Here is a 17,149-nt window from a genome sequence, read left to right as displayed (position 1 = left end):
GACATGAAGGTGCTAGACATCAAGCTGCTTCGTGACGTCAGACGGCTCTGGGCGCAGGTGCTCGCGGTCGCGCTGGTCGTCGGCGGCGGGGTTGCGACGCTGGTGCTCGCGGTGGGCTCGCACCGATCGCTGGAGGAGACCCGGATCGCTTATTACGAGCGTTACGGCTTTGCCGATGTGTTCGCGCAGGCGAAGCGGGCACCGAAGGCGCTCACCGACAGGATCGGCGAGATCCCAGGAGTCGCCGCCATCGACACCCGTATCGCCAAGCCGGCGCTACTCGACATTCCCGGTTTCTCCGCGCCGGCCAGCGCGCAGTTCGTTTCGCTGGCCGACACGGGTGAGCAGCATCTCAACCGGCTCTACATGCGCTCCGGGCGGTTCCCGGCGCCGGGACGGACCGAAGAGGTCGTCGTCAACGAGCCGTTCGCTCGGGCGCACGGTTTCGCCGAGGGGGCGCGGTTCTCCGCCATCCTCAACGGCAGGAAGCGCGAGCTCGTCATCGTCGGCATCGCGCTGTCGCCCGAGTTCGTTTACACGGTCGGACCGGGCGACCTGATGCCGGACGATCGCCGCTATGCCATCGTCTGGATGTCGGAGAAGGTGCTTAGCGCTGCCTACGATCTCGACGGCGCCTTCTCGGCGGTCGCGGTCAAGCTGCAGCCCGGCGCCTCCGAGCGCGATGTGGTCCGGCGACTGGACGCCCTGCTCGATCCTTATGGCGGGCAGGCGGCGCATGGCCGCAAGGACCAGACCTCGCACGCCTGGCTCGATCATGAACTCGACATGCTCAACAACATGAGCCGCACGTTGCCGCCGATCTTCCTGCTGGTCGCGGCCTTCCTCGTCAATCTCACCTTGACCCGGCTGGTCGCGCTCGAGCGCGAGCAGATCGGCCTGCTGAAGGCGCTGGGTTATTCAGACGGCAGCATCGTGCTGCACTATTTCAAGTTCGTTGCCTTCATCGTCGTGGTCGGCATCGTGTTGGGCGGCATCGTGGGCACCTGGCTCGGTTTGCACGTCACCGCGCTGTTCGGCGACTTCTTCCACTTTCCGTTCCTGGTGTTCGCGAAGGCACCGGACGTTTATCTCACGGCAGGTGCGCTTAGCGCGGCGGCTGCGGCGATCGGCGCATTCCGTGCGTTGCGCGAGGTGGTGAAGCTGCCCCCGGCCGTCGCCATGCAGGCGCCGGCCCCGCCGGTCTATCGCCGGCTGCTTTCGGCGCGCATCCAGCTCGACCGGATCGTGTCGCAGCCGACGCTGATGATGATCCGCAACATCGCCCGGCATCCGGTACGGGCCTTCTTCACGGCGCTCGGCATGGCGCTGGCCACCGCGATCCTAGTCGTCTCGCTGTTCACGCGGGACAGCATGGAGCATCTGACCGATGTGACCTACTTCCTCGCCGACCGGCAGGACGCAACCATCGGCTTTGCCGAGAAGCGGATCGCAAATGTCGTGGAGCAGGTGAGCCGGCTTCCGGGCGTTCTCGCCGCCGAGCCGTTCCGCGAGGTGCCGGTCCGGATCCGCCACGGCAACGTCGAACGGCGCATCGTCATCAGCGGCCGACCGGCTGCTGCCCACCTCAGGCGCATCATCGACGTCGAGCTTCGGCCGGTCATCCTGCCGGAGACGGGCCTCGCCATCTCCGGCATGCTCGCGCATATCCTCGGCGTCGGACCAGGCGATAGCGTCGAGGTCGATCTGTTGGAGGGCGCCAGGCGATCCGTGACGGTGCCGGTCGTCGCGACCGTCGAGGACTACTTCGGGATTAGGGGCATGATGGAGATCGAGGCGTTGCACAAGCTGATGCGCGAGGCGCCCGTCGTCACTAGCGTCAATCTCAGCCTCGACGAGAACCGGACGGAGGACTTCTACACGGCGGTGAAGTCCATACCGACGGTCGGCGGCGTGGCGCTGCAGCGCGTTTCGCTGGCGAACTTCCGCAAGACCGTCGCGCTGCTCGTCACCACGATGGCGAGTATCTACACGGGCCTTGCCGGCGTGATCGCGTTCGGCGTCGTCTACAACAATGCGCGCATTTCGCTGTCCGAACGGGCGCGCGAACTGGCCAGCCTGCGCGTGCTCGGCTTCACGCGCGGCGAGGTGCTGCGCATCCTGCTGCTTGAGCTCGCCATCCTCACCCTGATCGCCCAACCGCCCGGTTGGCTGATGGGCTACGGCCTCGCCTGGGTAATGAAAACGAACCTTGCCGGCGAGTTGATGCGCGTCCGCCTCGTCGTCGAGCACTCGACTTACGTGATCGCCACGTCCGTCGTGGTGCTGGCCGCCATCGTTTCCGCCGCTGTGATCCGAGAACGCATCGACAGATTGGACCTTGTTGCGGTCCTCAAGACGCGAGATTAGCCATGCCCGCCAACTGGACCAAACGCATCATCGGCGCCGCGCTCGCTGCTGCGATCCTCGCAGGGCTCGCTTGGTTCGCCTGGCCCCGACCGGTTCTGGTCGATCTCGCGACCGTCGCGAAGGGGCCGATCGAGGTCACGGCGGACGACGACGGCAAGACCCGCGTGCGCCACGTCTACACGGTGTCGGCGCCGATCGCGGGCAAGGTCTTGAGAATCTCGCATCCGCTCGGCGAGCAGGGGCCTTCGCTCCATGTCGGCGACGACGTCGTCGCTAACCAGACCGTCGCCCTGATGCAACCGACGCTGCCCGGCTTCATCGATGCGCGATCGCGCGATCAGCTGCAGGCGGAGGTCCTGGCCGCAGACGCCGCGATCCAGCAGCAGGAAGCTGAAGTGCAGCGGATCGAAGCCGCGCTGGATTTTTCGCGGACCGAGTTCCAGCGGGTGCAGACGCTGTTGCGGACGCAATCCACCTCGGCCCAGGCCTACGACAAGGCGAAATTCGAGGTCGCCACCAACGAGGCCGCCCTGAGAGGTGCCAAGGCCCAGGTCGAGATGCGCCGCGCAGTGCGGACCAGCCTGGCGGCCCGGCTGATGGACCCGGCAAGCGCTATCCCTCCCGCGGAGCCGACCTGCTGCATCCGTGTGCTGGCGCCGACAAGCGGACGGGTATTGAAGATCATCCAGGACAGCGAGACGACGGTTCTGCCCGGGACGCCGCTGGTTGATATCGGCGACCCGTTCGATCTCGAGGTCGTGGCCGACCTGCTCTCGACTGACGCGGTCCAGATCAAGGTCGGCGCGCCGGTCCGGATCGATGGCTGGGGCGGTCAGCCCATCGCGGGAAAGGTGGTCCGGGTCGACCCGGCCGGTTTCCTGAAAGTCTCCGCACTCGGCACCGAGGAGCAGCGGGTCCGCGTGACCATCGATTTCACCGACCCGCCCGAGAAGTGGGGCACGCTCGGGCACGACTATCGTGTTATCGTTCACGTGACGACATGGAGCGCGACCGAGTCGCTGACCGTGCCGGTGAGCGCTTTGTTCCGAAAAGGCGACCAATGGGCGGTTTTCGCCGACGAGAACGGCCGTGCAAGAACTGTCCCGGTCCGCATCGGCCACCGGAATAACCGCGTGGCCGAAGTTCTCTCCGGACTAGCTGCAGGTGATCGCGTCGTGTTGCACCCGAGCGACCGGATCATCGAGGGCATCAGGATCGCGAAGAGGGGCGAGGAATAGATACACGGCTGAGAGGCAAGCGTTCGATGATGCCACCATACCCCTGTTTTGCCCGACGGGTCAAACCGACTTCGTAAAATCGAAAAAGCACAATGCCGCCAAGAGGGCGGCTACTGTGCATGGGGTTGTTTTCGCACTTTTTTGTTTGCCGTCGGGAGAGCGCCTGTTTGCCGGCCACGGCGACCCGGCTGGCCCGTCCTGAGCCTCGCCTCAGCTGTCGACCTTCAGCGCGGCAATAAAAGCTTCCTGCGGGATGTCGACCTTGCCGAACTGCCGCATCTTCTTCTTGCCCTCCTTCTGCTTCTCCAGAAGTTTTCGTTTACGCGTGATGTCGCCGCCGTAGCATTTCGCGGTGACGTCCTTGCGCAGCGCGCGCACCGTCTCGCGCGCGATCACCTTGCCGCCGATCGCCGCCTGGATCGGGATCTGGAACATGTGCGGCGGGATCAGCTCCTTCATCTTCTCGACCATGGCGCGGCCGCGCCCTTCCGCGCGGGTGCGGTGGACCAGCATCGAGAGCGCATCGACCGGCTCGGCATTGACCAGGATCTGCATCTTGACGAGATCGGCCGGCTTGTAGTCGGTGAGATGATAGTCGAACGAGGCGTAGCCCTTGGAGACCGATTTGAGGCGGTCGTAGAAGTCGAACACGACCTCGTTGAGCGGCAGGTCGTACTTCACCATGGCGCGGGAGCCGACGTAAGTGAGCTCCTTCTGCGCGCCGCGGCGGTCCTGGCACAGCTTCAGGACGCTGCCGAGATATTCGTCGGGCGTGAGGATCGTCGCCTCGATCCAGGGCTCGTCGATCTCGGCGATCTTGACCACGTCGGGCATGTCGACGGGATTGTGGATCTCGATCTCCTGGCCGTCGGTGAGCTTCATCTTGTAGATCACGCTCGGCGCGGTCGCGATCAGGTTGAGGTCGAACTCGCGGGACAGGCGCTCCTGGATGATCTCGAGGTGGAGCAGCCCGAGGAAGCCGCAGCGGAAGCCGAAGCCGAGCGCAGCCGACGTCTCCATCTCGAAGGAGAAGCTGGCGTCGTTGAGGCGCAGCTTGCCCATCGCGGCGCGCAGCGTCTCGAAGTCGTCGGCGTCGACCGGGAAAAGGCCGCAGAACACTACCGGGATCGCCGGCTTGAAGCCCGGCAGCATCTCGGCGACCGGCTTCCTGTCGTCGGTGATGGTGTCGCCGACGCGGGTGTCGGCGACTTCCTTGATCGCGGCGGTGATGAAGCCGATCTCGCCGGGACCGAGCTCCTCGACCTGCTGCATCTTCGGCGTGAAGAAGCCGACGCGCTCGACGTCATAGGCCGCGCCCGTGCCCATCATGCGCACGCGCTGGCCCTTCTTCATCGTGCCATCGACGATGCGCACCAGCACGACGACGCCGAGATAGACGTCGTACCAGCTGTCGACCAAGAGCGCCTTCAAGGTCGCGTCGCGGTCGCCCTTCGGCGGCGGCAGGCGGGTGACGATGGCTTCCAGCACATCAGGAATGCCGAGGCCGGTCTTGGCCGAGATCATCACCGCATCCGAGGCGTCGATGCCGATGACGTCCTCGATCTGCTGCTTGACCTTCTCGGGCTCCGCCGCGGGCAGGTCGACCTTGTTCAGGACCGGGACAATCTCGTGATTGTTGTCGAGCGCCTGGTAGACGTTGGCGAGCGTCTGCGCCTCGACGCCCTGGCTGGCGTCGACCACGAGCAGGGAACCCTCGCACGCCGCCAGCGACCGCGAGACCTCGTAGGCGAAGTCGACATGGCCGGGCGTGTCCATCAGGTTGAAGATGTAGTCCTTGCCGTCCTTGGCGCGGTAGGCGAGGCGCACCGTCTGCGCCTTGATCGTGATGCCGCGCTCGCGCTCGATGTCCATGGAATCGAGCACCTGTTCCTTGCCCGCCATCTCGCGGTCGGAGAGGCCGCCGGTCATCTGGATCAGGCGGTCGGCCAGCGTCGATTTGCCATGGTCGATATGGGCGACGATGGAGAAATTGCGGATGTTGGAAATAGGGACGGTCGTCATGGGCGCGGGATACCACTCACATCCCCGTGCGGCAACCATATTGCTGTATTTTCAGGGCCTTTGTTCACGCCAAGCTGATTCCATGACGGGCCAAAACGCGCTACGCACGGCCATGTCCACGACCTCTCTTCCCACTGCCGGAGCGCGGGCAAAGGCCCGCTTGAGTTACAACCGCTTCCGGGCCTTCCTGGTTGCCTGTGCGGTCCGCCCCGAGGCGCGCCTGTGGCTGGTGATCCAATTTGCCATCCTGCATGCAGTGCTCTGGACCTTCATCCTGATCAATCTTAAGGCGGCGCAGGACGTTCATATGGACGTCGCAGAAGCCTGGGGCTGGGGCCAGAAATTCCTCTGGGGCTATGGCAAGCACCCGCCGTTGTCGGGCTGGGTGGCCGGCCTCTGGTTCAAGGCGCTCCCGGCGGCGGACTGGGCGACCTATGCGCTGGCGATGACGACGGTGAGCGTCGGCATGGTGATCTGCTGGCTGATCGCCTTGCGCGTGGTGGATGCGCGCCGCGCGTTCCTGGTCGTGGTGATGATCGCGCTCTACCCGATCTTCAATTTCAAGGGCTTCAAGTACAACCCGGACCTCTTGCAGCTCGTCACGCTGCCGCTCCTGGTGCTGGCTTATCTCAACGCCTTCGAGAAGCGGAGCTGGCAATCCGGAATCCTGCTCGGGCTTGCCGGCGCGCTGGCGCTGATGACCAAATATTGGGTGCTGACCATGATCGGCGCGATCGGCCTCGCCGCGCTGATCCATCCCGACCGGTTGCGCTTCCTGTCGTCGCCCGCGCCGTGGGTCGCGATTGCCACGATGGTCGCGGCGATGATCCCGCACCTCGTCTGGCTGGCGGATGCGCATTTCGTGCCGCTGACCTATGCCGGCGACACCTACAGCCTTCAGGACAAGGCCCAGGTGCATCAGCTCGTCGCGGGCTATGTGCTGCACAACTTCGCGCTGCTGGCATTGCCGGTGGCGCTCGCGGCGCTGGCCATGGCGCTGGTGCCGCCATGGGGCAGATTGCTGCTGGCTGCGCCGTTGCGCATCGTCACGCGCGCCTGGGCGCGTGGCGCCAATGCAGGGGTCAATGTCTCGCAGGCGCTGAATGTCTGGATCGTCCAGGTCATCGTCGCAGTCGGCCCGCCGCTCGGCGCGCTCGCCTTCAGCATCTACATGAAGACGGATTGGGGCATCTCGCTGTTCTTCCTGGTGCCGCTCGCACTGGTCGCGATCCCGACGCTGCGCGTGCAGAGCGCCGCGCTGTTCAACATCGCCGCGATCTGGCTCGTGCTCAGCGCCGCGACGCTCGCCGCTTCGCCCTGGATCGCCGCGCGCGAGATGGCGGCCAATGCCGGCAATGCCCAGATCTATGGCGCGCGCTCGGAGCTCGCGCGCGAACTGACCCAGGCCTGGCACACCCGCTTCGGCTCGCGCTGGGCCGTTGTTGCCGGCACGATGGAGCAGATCCAGCCGCTGGTGTTCTACAGCCCGGATCATCCGTCCGCGCTGCTGCCGTTGGAGGCCTGGGATTCCGGACTGACCTCGCGCGACGACGCCAGGAAGTACGGCTTCATCGGCGTGTTCGATCCGACCGACGGCCGCTTGCCTGCGTTCGAGAAATGGGTGTCGGACGTCGCGCCCAATGCCGAGCGCATCGTGATGACCACGCGCCGCTTCACGGGCGGCAAGGCCGGCCCGTCGATGAGCTGGAACATCTACTTCGCGGCGCCGGGGAAATAGCTGAGCTGCCGTAGGGTGGGCAAAGGCGCGAAGCGCCGACAGACTTGGTGGGCACGCTTCGCTTTGCCCACCCTACGGCAGCTTCATTGACGAAGCGCCTAAACCCCTTCCTCGTTGAACTTGCTTTCAACGAGCTCCGTGATCGCCGCGAGCGCGGCTTCGGCGTCGGTCCCTGCCGCCGCCACCGTGATCGTCGTGCCGGGACCCGCGGCGAGCATCATCAGGCCCATGATCGAGGTGCCGCCGACGGTCTCGCCGCCGCGCGTCACCCACACCTGCGCATCGAAGCGCTCGACCGCCTGGACGAATTTCGCCGAGGCGCGGGCGTGCAGGCCGCGCTTGTTGATGATCAGGAGATCCTTGGAGATCGCGCCCGCGGGCACGCCGGTCGCGGCTTGTGGCGCCTCCTCGCTCATTTGCCGGCGAGCACCCGGCTGGCGATGGTGACGTATTTGCGGCCAGCTTCCTGCGCCATCGCGATCGCGTCGGGCAGCGGTCGCTCCTCGCGCACCTTGGCAAGCTTGACCAGCATGGGCAGGTTGATGCCCGCGAGCACTTCGACCTTGGGCCGGCTCATGCAGGATATTGCCAGGTTCGACGGCGTGCCGCCGAACATGTCGGTGAGGATCGCAACGCCGTCGCCGGAATCGACGCGGTTGACCGCCTCGATGATGTCGCTTCGGCAGAGATCGGAATCATCTTCGGCGCCGATCGTGATCGCTTCGATTTGCTTTTGTGGGCCCATGACATGCTCAAGCGCTGCCTTGAATTCGTCGGCAAGGCGCCCGTGGGTCACAAGTACTAGACCAATCATCGGAAAACTCCTCGCGGGCGCTTTTGGTGCACCGCACGAACGCGCCACTTTGACCATCCAGAGCCCCCGCGCAAGAGGGGATGTTGCGTATCTCCCTGAATCTAGACGGATGGATGAGGGGAGCTGCGCCGGTCTATTCGGTCGCGATAGTGGGGTTCATATGGTTACCATTTCCCTTCAAACAATCGCCTGATGGGATAACGGAAGATGAACTCTTGGTAGTGGTCAAGGCCGCAACAACCAGGGGAAGGGGCGAATAGTCGCGGGCAACAGGGATTCGCGGTATTTCGACACCAAAAATGCTGGTTTTCAGGGCTTCAGCCGGCGGCAGGCGCTCCGCGTCGACTGCGGCCAGATCGACCACGAGACCGACAGTCGCATGCTCCACGAAGTCGCAGCGGCGGATTCCGAGGCCCCGGATCTCGATCAGGCCCGCCAGGCGAGGCGCGGGGCGGACCTCAATTTCGTGGCCGAGTGTCGCCAGATGGACACGGTCGTCACCGACCAGAACGGCCCTTTCCACGATGCCCGAGCGCCCCGCCATGATCAGATCGAAGGCAAGCCGCGACTTGCCGGACCCCGAGGGCCCGCGGATCAGCACGGCGTAAGGCCCGACCTTGACGGCAGAGGCGTGAACGCTGGGCCCGCCTTCGTTCATAGCGCCGGCAGCCTCACCACGAAGCGCGCACCGGCAATTGTCGGAGTGCCGTCGGCGTCCGGCGGGCCAGGGCGGTTCTCTGCCCAGATCCGTCCGCCATGGGCGTCGACGATCTGCTTGGAGATCGACAGGCCGAGGCCGGAGTTCTGGCCAAAGCCCTGATGCGGGCGGTCGGTGTAGAAGCGCTCGAAGATGCGCTCCAGCGCGTCCTCGCGAATGCCGGGGCCGTCGTCGTCGACCACGATCTCGATCTCGGAGCGGACGCGGCGGCAGGTGAGGCGCACCTTGCTGCCGCGTTCGGAGAAGGATTGCGCGTTGGAGAGCAGGTTGGAGACGACCTGTCCGAGCCGGGAATCGTGGCCGCTCACGGCGAAAGTGTCGGTCGGGCTGCGGCCCTCGAAGCGCGTTTCGACCGCGACGTCGTGGCCGAGCTTGGTTTCGTTGGCGACGGACACCAGCGTCGTCAGCAGCCGGCGCAAATCGACCGGGATCGCATCCTGGCGCTGCAGCTCGGCATCGAGGCGGCTGGCGTCGGAGATGTCGGAGATCAGCCGGTCGAGCCGCTTGACGTCGTGCTCGATCACCTCGAGCAGGCGGGCGCGGCTGTTCTCGTTGCGCGCCAGCGGCAGCGTCTCGACCGCCGAGCGCAGCGAGGTCAGCGGGTTCTTCAATTCATGGGCAACGTCGGCAGCGAACATCTCGATCGCCTCGATGCGGCTGTAGAGCGCGCTGGTCATGTCGCGCAGCGCGCCGGAGAGGTGGCCGATCTCGTCGCGGCGGCGGGTGAAATCGGGAATCTCGATGCGGGCCTTGATGCGGCGGCGGACGCGTTCGGCGCTGTCGGCGAGCCGGCGCACTGGACCTGCGATCGTGCTCGCCAGCAGCAGTGACAGCATGATCATGACGGCGGCGGCGACGCCGCCGACCTTCAGGATGGCGAGGCGCTCGGCGGTGACCATCTGGTCGATGTCGTCGCCTTGCGTCGACAGCATCAAGGCGCCGTGGATCGCACGCGAGCGCAGCACGGGGACGGCGACCGAGACGATCACCTCGCCGCGTGCATTGACCCGCACCATCGAGCGTTTCTGGCCCTGGAGGGCGTCGCCCACTTCGGCATAGCCGTTGCCGTTCTCGGGCCCGAGCTCGCGATAGAGCGGCAGGTCGCCGCGGTTCAGCCAGGTGCGCACCGCGACCTTGCCGCGCTCGATGATGCCGGGTTGCTCGGCCGGCGGCGGCAGCGGAAAGCGCAGCACGTTTTCGAGGTTGCGGCTGTCGAGCAGCAGGCTGCCGTTCGGATCGTAGATGCGGGCGCGCGTCTTGGTCGGCGAGATCAAGGTGCGCAGCACCGGCGCGACGCGCTCCGGATTGATCGGGAAGTCCAGCGGCGAATACTCGTCCGAGCCGCCATAGGTCTCGCCCGGCTTGAGGTCGAGCAGCCTGTCGGGGTCGATGGTAATGGCGTTGGTCTGCACCGTCGCGGAGGCCGCGATCGCCCCGGCGATGATCTCGGCCTGCACCAGCAGGCTCTGCGCGCGCGCATCGATCAGGCCGGCACGGAATTGCGACAGGTACAGGATGCTCGCCACCAGTGCGACGAGGCCGGCGAGGTTGAGCGAGACGATGCGGCGGGTCAGGCTCGAGAAGGACAGCGCGAAGAAGAACTGCCCGGCGCGTTTCAACCAGTTCAGCGGCCGGAAGCCCTGCGGCTTGTTGTCGGCAACGTGCTCCTGAACGCCGTCGGATGCGATATCCCCGGCGCTCTGGTTAGGGTCAGGCTGCGTTCGGTCAAGCAATGCTTACGCCCGCGTTAGGACGGCCCGTGCGAAGGTCCCCGCATCCTAGAGCGATCCTCGTCCCGATGGAACGAGAACCGGAGATGCTCTCGATCGCCGTGGAGGAGGCGCCCTCAGGCTTCCTTGAAACGGTAGCCGACGCCGTAGAGCGTCTCGATCATCTCGAACTCGTTGTCGACCACCTTGAACTTCTTGCGCAGCCGCTTGATGTGGCTGTCGATGGTGCGGTCGTCGACATAGACCTGGTCGTCATAGGCGGCGTCCATCAGCGCGTTGCGGCTCTTCACCACGCCGGGCCGGGTCGCGAGCGCTTGCAGGATGAGGAATTCGGTCACGGTGAGCGTCACCGGCTCGTTCTTCCAGGTGCAGGTATGGCGCTCGGGGTCCATGCGCAGCAGACCGCGGTCGAGCGCCTTGGCGTCGTTCTCCTTCGGCGCAACGGTCGGATCCTTCGGCGCCGAGCGCCGCAGCACCGCCTTGACGCGCTCGACCAGCAGACGCTGCGAGAACGGTTTGCGGATGAAGTCGTCGGCGCCCATCTTGAGGCCGAACAGCTCGTCGATCTCCTCGTCCTTGGAGGTGAGGAAGATCACCGGCAGGTCGGACTTTTGCCTGAGACGGCGCAGCGTCTCCATGCCGTCCATGCGCGGCATCTTGATGTCGAGGATGGCGAGATCGGGCTGGGTGGTACGGAAACCGTCGAGCGCGGAAGCGCCGTCGGTGTAGGTCATGATACGGTAGCCTTCGGCTTCCAGCGCGATCGAGACGGATGTGAGAATGTTGCGGTCGTCGTCGACCAAAGCGATTGTGGGCATGAGCCTCTCTGCTTTCTGCTTTCCGTTTGGGTCGTGGCTTGAAACGGCGAGCAATCAGTGATGCGCCGCATACATGGGTGCCGAAGTGGCGTTCGAACCTTGTCACCGAGCAATGCAAGCTGGGCTGAAGTGTGACCAAGTTCCACGAAACACGGCAGATTCGCCGCATCTCGACCCATAACCGGGCCCCCGTTTACCCGAAAAAAGACCCTCCTTGCAACCACCTGAGCCGAGAAAGCCGATGCAACCGACCCCCGATTTCGACCCCGCAAAGCTCGCCAAATCGCTGCTGAGGCGGTCCCGGCAGGGGGCTCTGGCGACGCTGATGGCCGGCAGCGGCGATCCCTATTGTTCCCTGGTCAATCTGGCCAGCCATCCCGACGGCTCGCCGATCCTGTTGATCTCGCGCCTCGCCGTGCACACCAAGAACGTCCTCGCGGACTCCAGGGTCTCGCTGATGCTGGACGAGCGCGCGGCCGGCGATCCCCTGGAAGGCGCCCGGATCATGCTGTCCGGCCGGGCCGAGGAGGCCGATTCCAACAAGGATCTGCTCCAGCGACGGTATCTGAGTGCTCATCCCTCGGCAGAAGGCTTTGTTTCCTTTAAGGATTTCTCCTTCTTCCGGATCCGGCCCACGGGAACCCATCTGGTCGCCGGCTTTGGCCGGATCGTCGACCTCAAGCCGGAGCAATTCCTGACGGACCTCACCGGCGCCGAGGACCTGCTGGCGGCGGAGGAGGGCGCCGTCGAGCACATGAACGCCGACCATCGCGACGCCCTCAATCTTTATGCCACGAAGCTGCTCGGCGCCACCGAGGGCGACTGGCGCTGTACCGGCTGTGATCCTGAAGGCCTCGACATGCAGGTCGGCCAGGCAACGCTGCGGCTGGACTTCCCGGAGCGGGTGACGGATGGCACGGCGCTTCGCAAGATGCTGGTCCGTCTCGCTGGCGAAGCGCGCACGAAGGTGGACCAGGGCGCAACCGCTTGAACGCGGCTACCGATCGCCGCGACCCATGACCGTGATGGTTTTCGGGCTCGCAGCGAGAGGGGTCATGACGCGTCAACGTTTGGCATGGACGGCGGCTCTCGCGCTCGCCATCACCACCTTGCTCGCCACGCCAGCTCTTGCGCAGAAAGGTCTCGCCGCGGAGAGCGCGCGGCTCAACGCGCTCATTGGTGCCGGAAAATATTCGGAAGCGCTGCCGTTGGCGCAGGCGATGGTCGCCAGCCTGGAGAAGGACAACGGCCGCGATCTCTCGGCCGCGTTGAACAATCTCGGCCAGGTCCATGCCGGTCAGGGGCGGGACGATCTGGCTGAGCCGCTCTACAAGCGCGCGATCGCACTCATGGAAAAATCGCTCGGCTCCGACAACGCCCTGGTTGCGGCCGAGCTGACCAATCTTGCCGCGCTCTATCAGCGGCAGGGTCGCTTCGCAGAGGCCGAGCCGCTGTTCAAGCGTGCACTTGCCGTGCGCGAGAAGGCGCTGCCGCGCGAGCATCCCGACGTCGGTCAATCCCTCAACAATATCGCCACGCTCTACGCCAAGCAGCAGCGTCCGGCCGATGCCGAGCCACTGTTCCGCCGTGCGCTCGCGATCTATCAGAAGGCTGCCGGTCCCGAGCATCCCGCGGTCGCCACGGTCCTGAACAACATCGGACAGGTCGAGCGCGACCTCAATCGCGACGCCGGTGCCGAAGCGCCGATCAAGCGCTCGCTCGCGATCCGCGAAAAGGTGCTGGGGCCTGAACACCCCGACGTCGCGCGCTCGCTCAATAATCTCGCCGGGCTCTACCAGCACCAGCAGCGTTTTGCCGATGCCGAGCCGCTGTATCGTCGCGCGCTGGCGATCCGCGAACGCGCGCTCGGGCCGGATCACCCTGATGTTGCGACTTCGACGAGCAATCTTGCCGACTTTCTGCAGGCGACGGGGCGGACGGCGGATGCCTTGCCGTTGGCGCAGAAGACGCTTGCGGCCAATCGTGCGCAGCTGCGCGTCGTGCTGCCGATCCTGTTCGCGGCACGGCAGCAATCGCTGCTGGCGAGCGAGAAGGCGCTCGACGATGCGCTTGCTGCGATCCAGCGCGGCACGCAATCCTCTGCCGCTTCTGCCGTGAACAAGCTCGCGGTGCGGCTCGCCGCCGGCAGCGACCGGCTCGCCGAGCTCGTGCGCAAGGATCAGGATCTCGCGGCCGAGTCGGAAGCGCTCGACAAGGCGATCATCGCTGCGGTGTCGAAGCCATCGGCGCAGCGCGACGTCGCGGCCGAGCAGCGCAGCCGCGTGCGGATTGCGGCGATCGCGGGCGCGCGCAATGGATTGCAGAAGACGCTCGCCGTCGAGTTTCCCGACTATTCCTCGCTATCCAACCCGCTGCCGCTGACCATCAAGGACATCCAGCCGCTGCTGGCGTCCGACGAGGCGATGGTGGTCTATTCCGTCGTCGACAGGCGGAGCTATGTCGTCGCGATCACGCGCGAGAGCGTCGACTGGAAGGAGATTCCGCTCGGAGCGGACGCGGTCGCACAGAAGGTCACGGCCTTCCGCAGGGGGCTCGATGTCGGCAAGGCGCGCGATGCATCCGGCAAATCGGGATTGTTCGACCTCGGTCTTGCCAACGAGCTCTATGTCGCGCTGCTCGGCCCGGTTGAGGCGCTGACCAAGGACAAGCGCAACCTGCTGGTCGTGCCGTCGGCGGCATTGACCGCATTGCCGTTTCATCTGCTGGTCACGGAGAAGCCACAGGCTGCGATCCCGGACCGGCTCGAGGGCTATCGCAGTGCTGCCTGGCTGCTGCGGCGTCAGGCCGTTTCGGTCCTGCCGTCAGTGATCAGCCTGAAATCGCTGCGCGCTTTTGCCCGCAGGGATCAAAGCGTCAAGCCGATGACCGGTTTCGGCGATCCCGTGTTCAACCCTGCAGCCGAAGGGCCTGCCGACCGGCGTGCCGCGAACGGCAAGGTCGCCGCACGCAGCATCGCGACGATCGCCTATGCCGACTTCTGGCGCGGCGCGGGCGTGGATCGTGCGCGGCTGGCCCAGGCGCTGCCGCAGCTGCCCGATACCGCCGACGAATTGAACGCGGTGGCGAGGGACGTCGGCGCTGCCGAGGCTGACATCCATCTCGGCCGCGACGCCAGCGAAACGACGCTCAAGCGTGCAGCGCTTGCCCAATACGGCATCATCTACTTTGCCACCCACGGCCTCGTCGCCGGCGATGTCAAGGGATTGGGGGAGCCCTCGCTGGCGCTCTCCATCCCCAACCAGCCGACGGAGCTCGACGATGGTCTTCTCACCGCGAGCGAAGTGGCCCAGCTCAAGCTCAATGCCGATTGGGTTGTGCTGTCCGCCTGCAACACCATCGCGGGCGACAAGCCCGGTGCCGAGGCGTTGTCGGGATTGGCGCGCTCGTTCTTCTACGCAGGTGCTCGCGCGCTCCTGGTGTCGCATTGGGCCGTGGATTCGGAGGCTGCGACCCGCTTGACCACGTCGACGTTCGAGCTGCTGAAGAACGAGCCAAAGCTCGGCCGCGCCGAAGCCTTGCGCCGCGCGATGTTAACCTACCTCGACGACGCCTCGTCGCCGCGCAACGCTTATCCCGCGATGTGGGGACCGTTCGCGTTGATCGGAGAGGGCGAGGTAAGATAGGGGTGTTGACGCAGTGATTGTGCGTCGCAATAACCGGACATAACGCGCAGATGTGCATTTGGTTGCGCGATCATCCGCACATTCTCGATGCGGCCTTTCAGAGCTGACATGCGCGGCGTTTGGCGCGGTCCTTGAATAAACCAAATCCTGCGGGATCAGCTTGGCAACGCCGGCGTTCATCATTATTAGGTCGTTCAGCCGAGGCCGAACGGCCCATATTCACGGTGATCGCGACGGCGCCAAACTTGGCCGCGCTTGATGTCGCGGGTTCTAGGAGGGATTTTTCGTGCAAGAGACGGGCGTGCGCAACGGTGCCTTCGGCGCCGACAAATTCGGCTTAAAGAATCTCAAGCAGGTTCACTGGAATCTGGGTGCGCCACAACTCTATCAATACTCGCTGGCAGCGGGTGAGGCGGTGCTCTCCGCCGACGGCGCGCTCTGCGCCGACACCGGCGAGTTCACCGGGCGCAGCCCGAAGGACAAGTTCACGGTGCGCGACGCCACCACCGACAAGAAGATGTGGTGGGCCGGCAACCAGTCGATCACCGCAGAGCAATTCGAGACGCTCTACCAGGACTTCCTCAAGCACGCCGAAGGCAAGCGCCTGTTCGCGCAGGACCTCTATGGCGGCGCCGACCCGGCCTACCGGATCAAGACGCGCGTCTTCACCGAGCTTGCCTGGCACTCGCTGTTCATCCGCACGCTGCTGATCCGCCCCGAGGCGATCGAGCTGCCGACCTTCGTGCCGGAGCTCACCATCATCGACATGCCGAGCTTCCGCGCCGATCCTAAACGCCATGGCTGCCGCTCGGAGAACGTGGTCGCGATCGATTTCGCCCGCAAGATCGTCCTGATCGGCGGGTCTTATTATGCCGGCGAGATGAAGAAGTCGGTCTTCACGACGCTGAATTATTATCTGCCCGAGCGCGGTGTGATGCCGATGCACTGCTCGGCGAATGTCGGCGCCAAGGGCGACACCGCGATCTTCTTCGGCCTGTCGGGCACCGGCAAGACGACGCTGTCGGCCGATCCCAACCGCACGCTGATCGGCGACGACGAGCACGGCTGGGGCCCGAACGGCGTCTTCAATTTCGAAGGCGGCTGCTACGCCAAGTGCATCAAGCTGTCGCAGGAAGCCGAACCGGAGATCTATGCCGCCTCGACCCGCTTCGGCGCGGTGCTCGAGAACTGCGTGCTCGATGAGGACACCCGCGTCGTCGATTTCGACGACGGCTCCAAGACCGAGAACACGCGTTCGGCCTATCCGCTCGACTTCATCCCGAACGCCTCGCGCACCGGCCGCGCGCCGCAGCCGAAGAACGTGGTGATGCTGGCCGCCGACGCCTTCGGCGTGCTGCCGCCGATCGCCAAGCTCTCGCCGGCGCAGGCGATGTATCACTTCCTGTCCGGCTACACCGCCAAGGTCGCCGGCACCGAGCGCGGCCTCGGCAACGAGCCGCAGCCGGAATTCTCGACCTGCTTCGGCTCGCCCTTCCTGCCGCTCGATCCATCCGTCTACGGCAACATGCTGCGCGACCTCATCGCCCAGCACAATGTCGATTGCTGGCTGGTCAACACCGGGTGGACCGGCGGCAAGTATGGTGTCGGCTCGCGCATGCCGATCAAGGTGACGCGCGCGCTGCTCACCGCCGCGCTCGACGGCTCGCTTCGCAACGTCGAATTCCGCACCGACAAGTATTTCGGCTTTGCGGTCCCGACCGCGCTGCCGGGCGTGCCGGCCGAGATCCTCAACCCGGTCAACACCTGGAAGGACAAGGACGAGTTCGACAAGACCGCCCGCGCGCTGGTCGGCATGTTCCAGAAGAATTTTGCCAAGTTCGAAGCACAGGTGGACGCCGAGGTGCGCGCGGCTGCCCCGGACGTGAAGCTGGCCGCGGAGTAAGGTCGCTCGGTCTTGGATGCGAAGAGGGCGGCCTCGCGGCCGCCCTTTTTGCTTGTGGCGAGATCCCTCCACCGTCATTGCGAGGAGCCCTTGCGACGAAGCAATCCAGACCGCCTCCGCGGAAAGATCTCTGGATTGCTTCGCTGCGCTCGCAATG

General features: G+C 65.3%; 12 protein-coding genes. 6 read left to right on the top strand and 6 right to left on the bottom strand.

Annotated elements, in window-relative coordinates; all coding sequences use genetic code 11:
* Positions 1-3: 3 nt before the first annotated feature.
* Positions 4-2,367: an ABC transporter permease gene (locus I6F28_RS21760; RefSeq protein WP_036014194.1), complete on the top strand. Its 2,364-nt coding sequence runs from the start codon at positions 4-6 to the stop codon at positions 2,365-2,367.
* Between the two features lie 2 nt (positions 2,368-2,369).
* Complete coding sequence (locus I6F28_RS21755) at positions 2,370-3,605, top strand: efflux RND transporter periplasmic adaptor subunit (protein ID WP_036026436.1); 1,236 nt, start codon at positions 2,370-2,372, stop codon at positions 3,603-3,605.
* 210 nt (positions 3,606-3,815) lie between these two features.
* Here I6F28_RS21755 and lepA read toward each other — a convergent pair whose 3' ends face one another.
* A complete protein-coding gene (gene lepA, locus I6F28_RS21750; RefSeq protein WP_036041840.1) occupies positions 3,816-5,627 on the bottom strand; it encodes a translation elongation factor 4 in 1,812 nt (603 codons plus the stop codon).
* 112 nt (positions 5,628-5,739) lie between these two features.
* On the opposite strand from lepA, the gene I6F28_RS21745 reads away from it, so the two are divergent.
* Complete coding sequence (locus I6F28_RS21745) at positions 5,740-7,365, top strand: glycosyltransferase family 39 protein (RefSeq protein WP_225140985.1); 1,626 nt, start codon at positions 5,740-5,742, stop codon at positions 7,363-7,365.
* Positions 7,366-7,463: 98 nt separating this feature from the next.
* Here I6F28_RS21745 and I6F28_RS21740 read toward each other — a convergent pair whose 3' ends face one another.
* From I6F28_RS21740 to I6F28_RS21720, 5 genes are all read right to left on the bottom strand, one after another.
* Positions 7,464-7,781, bottom strand: coding sequence for an HPr family phosphocarrier protein (locus I6F28_RS21740; protein ID WP_036014186.1), 318 nt, complete (start codon positions 7,779-7,781; stop codon positions 7,464-7,466).
* Positions 7,778-8,179, bottom strand: a complete 402-nt coding sequence (locus tag I6F28_RS21735; RefSeq protein WP_007597752.1) for a PTS sugar transporter subunit IIA — start codon at positions 8,177-8,179, stop codon at positions 7,778-7,780. Before I6F28_RS21735 ends, I6F28_RS21740 begins: the two co-directional genes overlap by 4 nt.
* 133 nt (positions 8,180-8,312) lie before the next feature.
* The gene (locus tag I6F28_RS21730) at positions 8,313-8,837 is read right to left on the bottom strand and encodes an HPr kinase/phosphorylase (RefSeq protein ID WP_225140983.1); all 525 of its coding nucleotides are present in this window, start codon (positions 8,835-8,837) and stop codon (positions 8,313-8,315) included.
* Positions 8,834-10,630: a sensor histidine kinase gene (locus tag I6F28_RS21725; RefSeq protein ID WP_225130995.1), complete on the bottom strand. Its 1,797-nt coding sequence runs from the start codon at positions 10,628-10,630 to the stop codon at positions 8,834-8,836. The genes I6F28_RS21730 and I6F28_RS21725 overlap by 4 nt, the downstream gene beginning before the upstream one ends.
* Positions 10,631-10,743: 113 nt before the next feature.
* Positions 10,744-11,445, bottom strand: a complete 702-nt coding sequence (locus I6F28_RS21720; protein ID WP_008542552.1) for a response regulator transcription factor — start codon at positions 11,443-11,445, stop codon at positions 10,744-10,746.
* A 241-nt stretch (positions 11,446-11,686) separates the two neighbouring features.
* Here I6F28_RS21720 and I6F28_RS21715 point away from each other — a divergent pair, with 241 nt between their 5' ends.
* From I6F28_RS21715 to I6F28_RS21705, 3 genes are all read left to right on the top strand, one after another.
* On the top strand, positions 11,687-12,436 hold the full coding sequence (locus I6F28_RS21715; RefSeq protein WP_225134029.1) for a HugZ family pyridoxamine 5'-phosphate oxidase: 750 nt from the start codon (positions 11,687-11,689) through the stop codon (positions 12,434-12,436).
* 64 nt (positions 12,437-12,500) lie between these two features.
* A complete protein-coding gene (locus tag I6F28_RS21710) occupies positions 12,501-15,089 on the top strand; it encodes a CHAT domain-containing tetratricopeptide repeat protein (protein ID WP_225140981.1) in 2,589 nt (862 codons plus the stop codon).
* Positions 15,090-15,375: 286 nt separating this feature from the next.
* Complete coding sequence (locus tag I6F28_RS21705) at positions 15,376-16,992, top strand: phosphoenolpyruvate carboxykinase (protein WP_109145474.1); 1,617 nt, start codon at positions 15,376-15,378, stop codon at positions 16,990-16,992.
* Positions 16,993-17,149 lie beyond the last annotated feature (157 nt).

Source organism: Bradyrhizobium sp. NBAIM14 (assembly GCF_020193895.1).
In the GTDB taxonomy this organism is placed as follows: domain Bacteria; phylum Pseudomonadota; class Alphaproteobacteria; order Rhizobiales; family Xanthobacteraceae; genus Bradyrhizobium; species Bradyrhizobium yuanmingense.
This window is presented reverse-complemented; position numbering and strand designations above follow the sequence as displayed.

What these genes read in the sequence shown, in the direction of transcription:
- I6F28_RS21720 (WP_008542552.1), bottom strand. Translation starts at nt 11,445, where the DNA reads ATGCCCACAATCGCTTTGGTCGACGACGACCGCAACATTCTCACATCC.
- I6F28_RS21735 (WP_007597752.1), bottom strand. Translation starts at nt 8,179, where the DNA reads ATGATTGGTCTAGTACTTGTGACCCACGGGCGCCTTGCCGACGAATTC.
- I6F28_RS21740 (WP_036014186.1), bottom strand. Translation starts at nt 7,781, where the DNA reads ATGAGCGAGGAGGCGCCACAAGCCGCGACCGGCGTGCCCGCGGGCGCG.
- I6F28_RS21760 (WP_036014194.1), top strand. Translation starts at nt 4, where the DNA reads ATGAAGGTGCTAGACATCAAGCTGCTTCGTGACGTCAGACGGCTCTGG.
- I6F28_RS21710 (WP_225140981.1), top strand. Translation starts at nt 12,501, where the DNA reads ATGACGCGTCAACGTTTGGCATGGACGGCGGCTCTCGCGCTCGCCATC.
- I6F28_RS21715 (WP_225134029.1), top strand. Translation starts at nt 11,687, where the DNA reads ATGCAACCGACCCCCGATTTCGACCCCGCAAAGCTCGCCAAATCGCTG.
- lepA (WP_036041840.1), bottom strand. Translation starts at nt 5,627, where the DNA reads ATGACGACCGTCCCTATTTCCAACATCCGCAATTTCTCCATCGTCGCC.
- I6F28_RS21745 (WP_225140985.1), top strand. Translation starts at nt 5,740, where the DNA reads ATGTCCACGACCTCTCTTCCCACTGCCGGAGCGCGGGCAAAGGCCCGC.
- I6F28_RS21755 (WP_036026436.1), top strand. Translation starts at nt 2,370, where the DNA reads ATGCCCGCCAACTGGACCAAACGCATCATCGGCGCCGCGCTCGCTGCT.
- I6F28_RS21730 (WP_225140983.1), bottom strand. Translation starts at nt 8,837, where the DNA reads ATGAACGAAGGCGGGCCCAGCGTTCACGCCTCTGCCGTCAAGGTCGGG.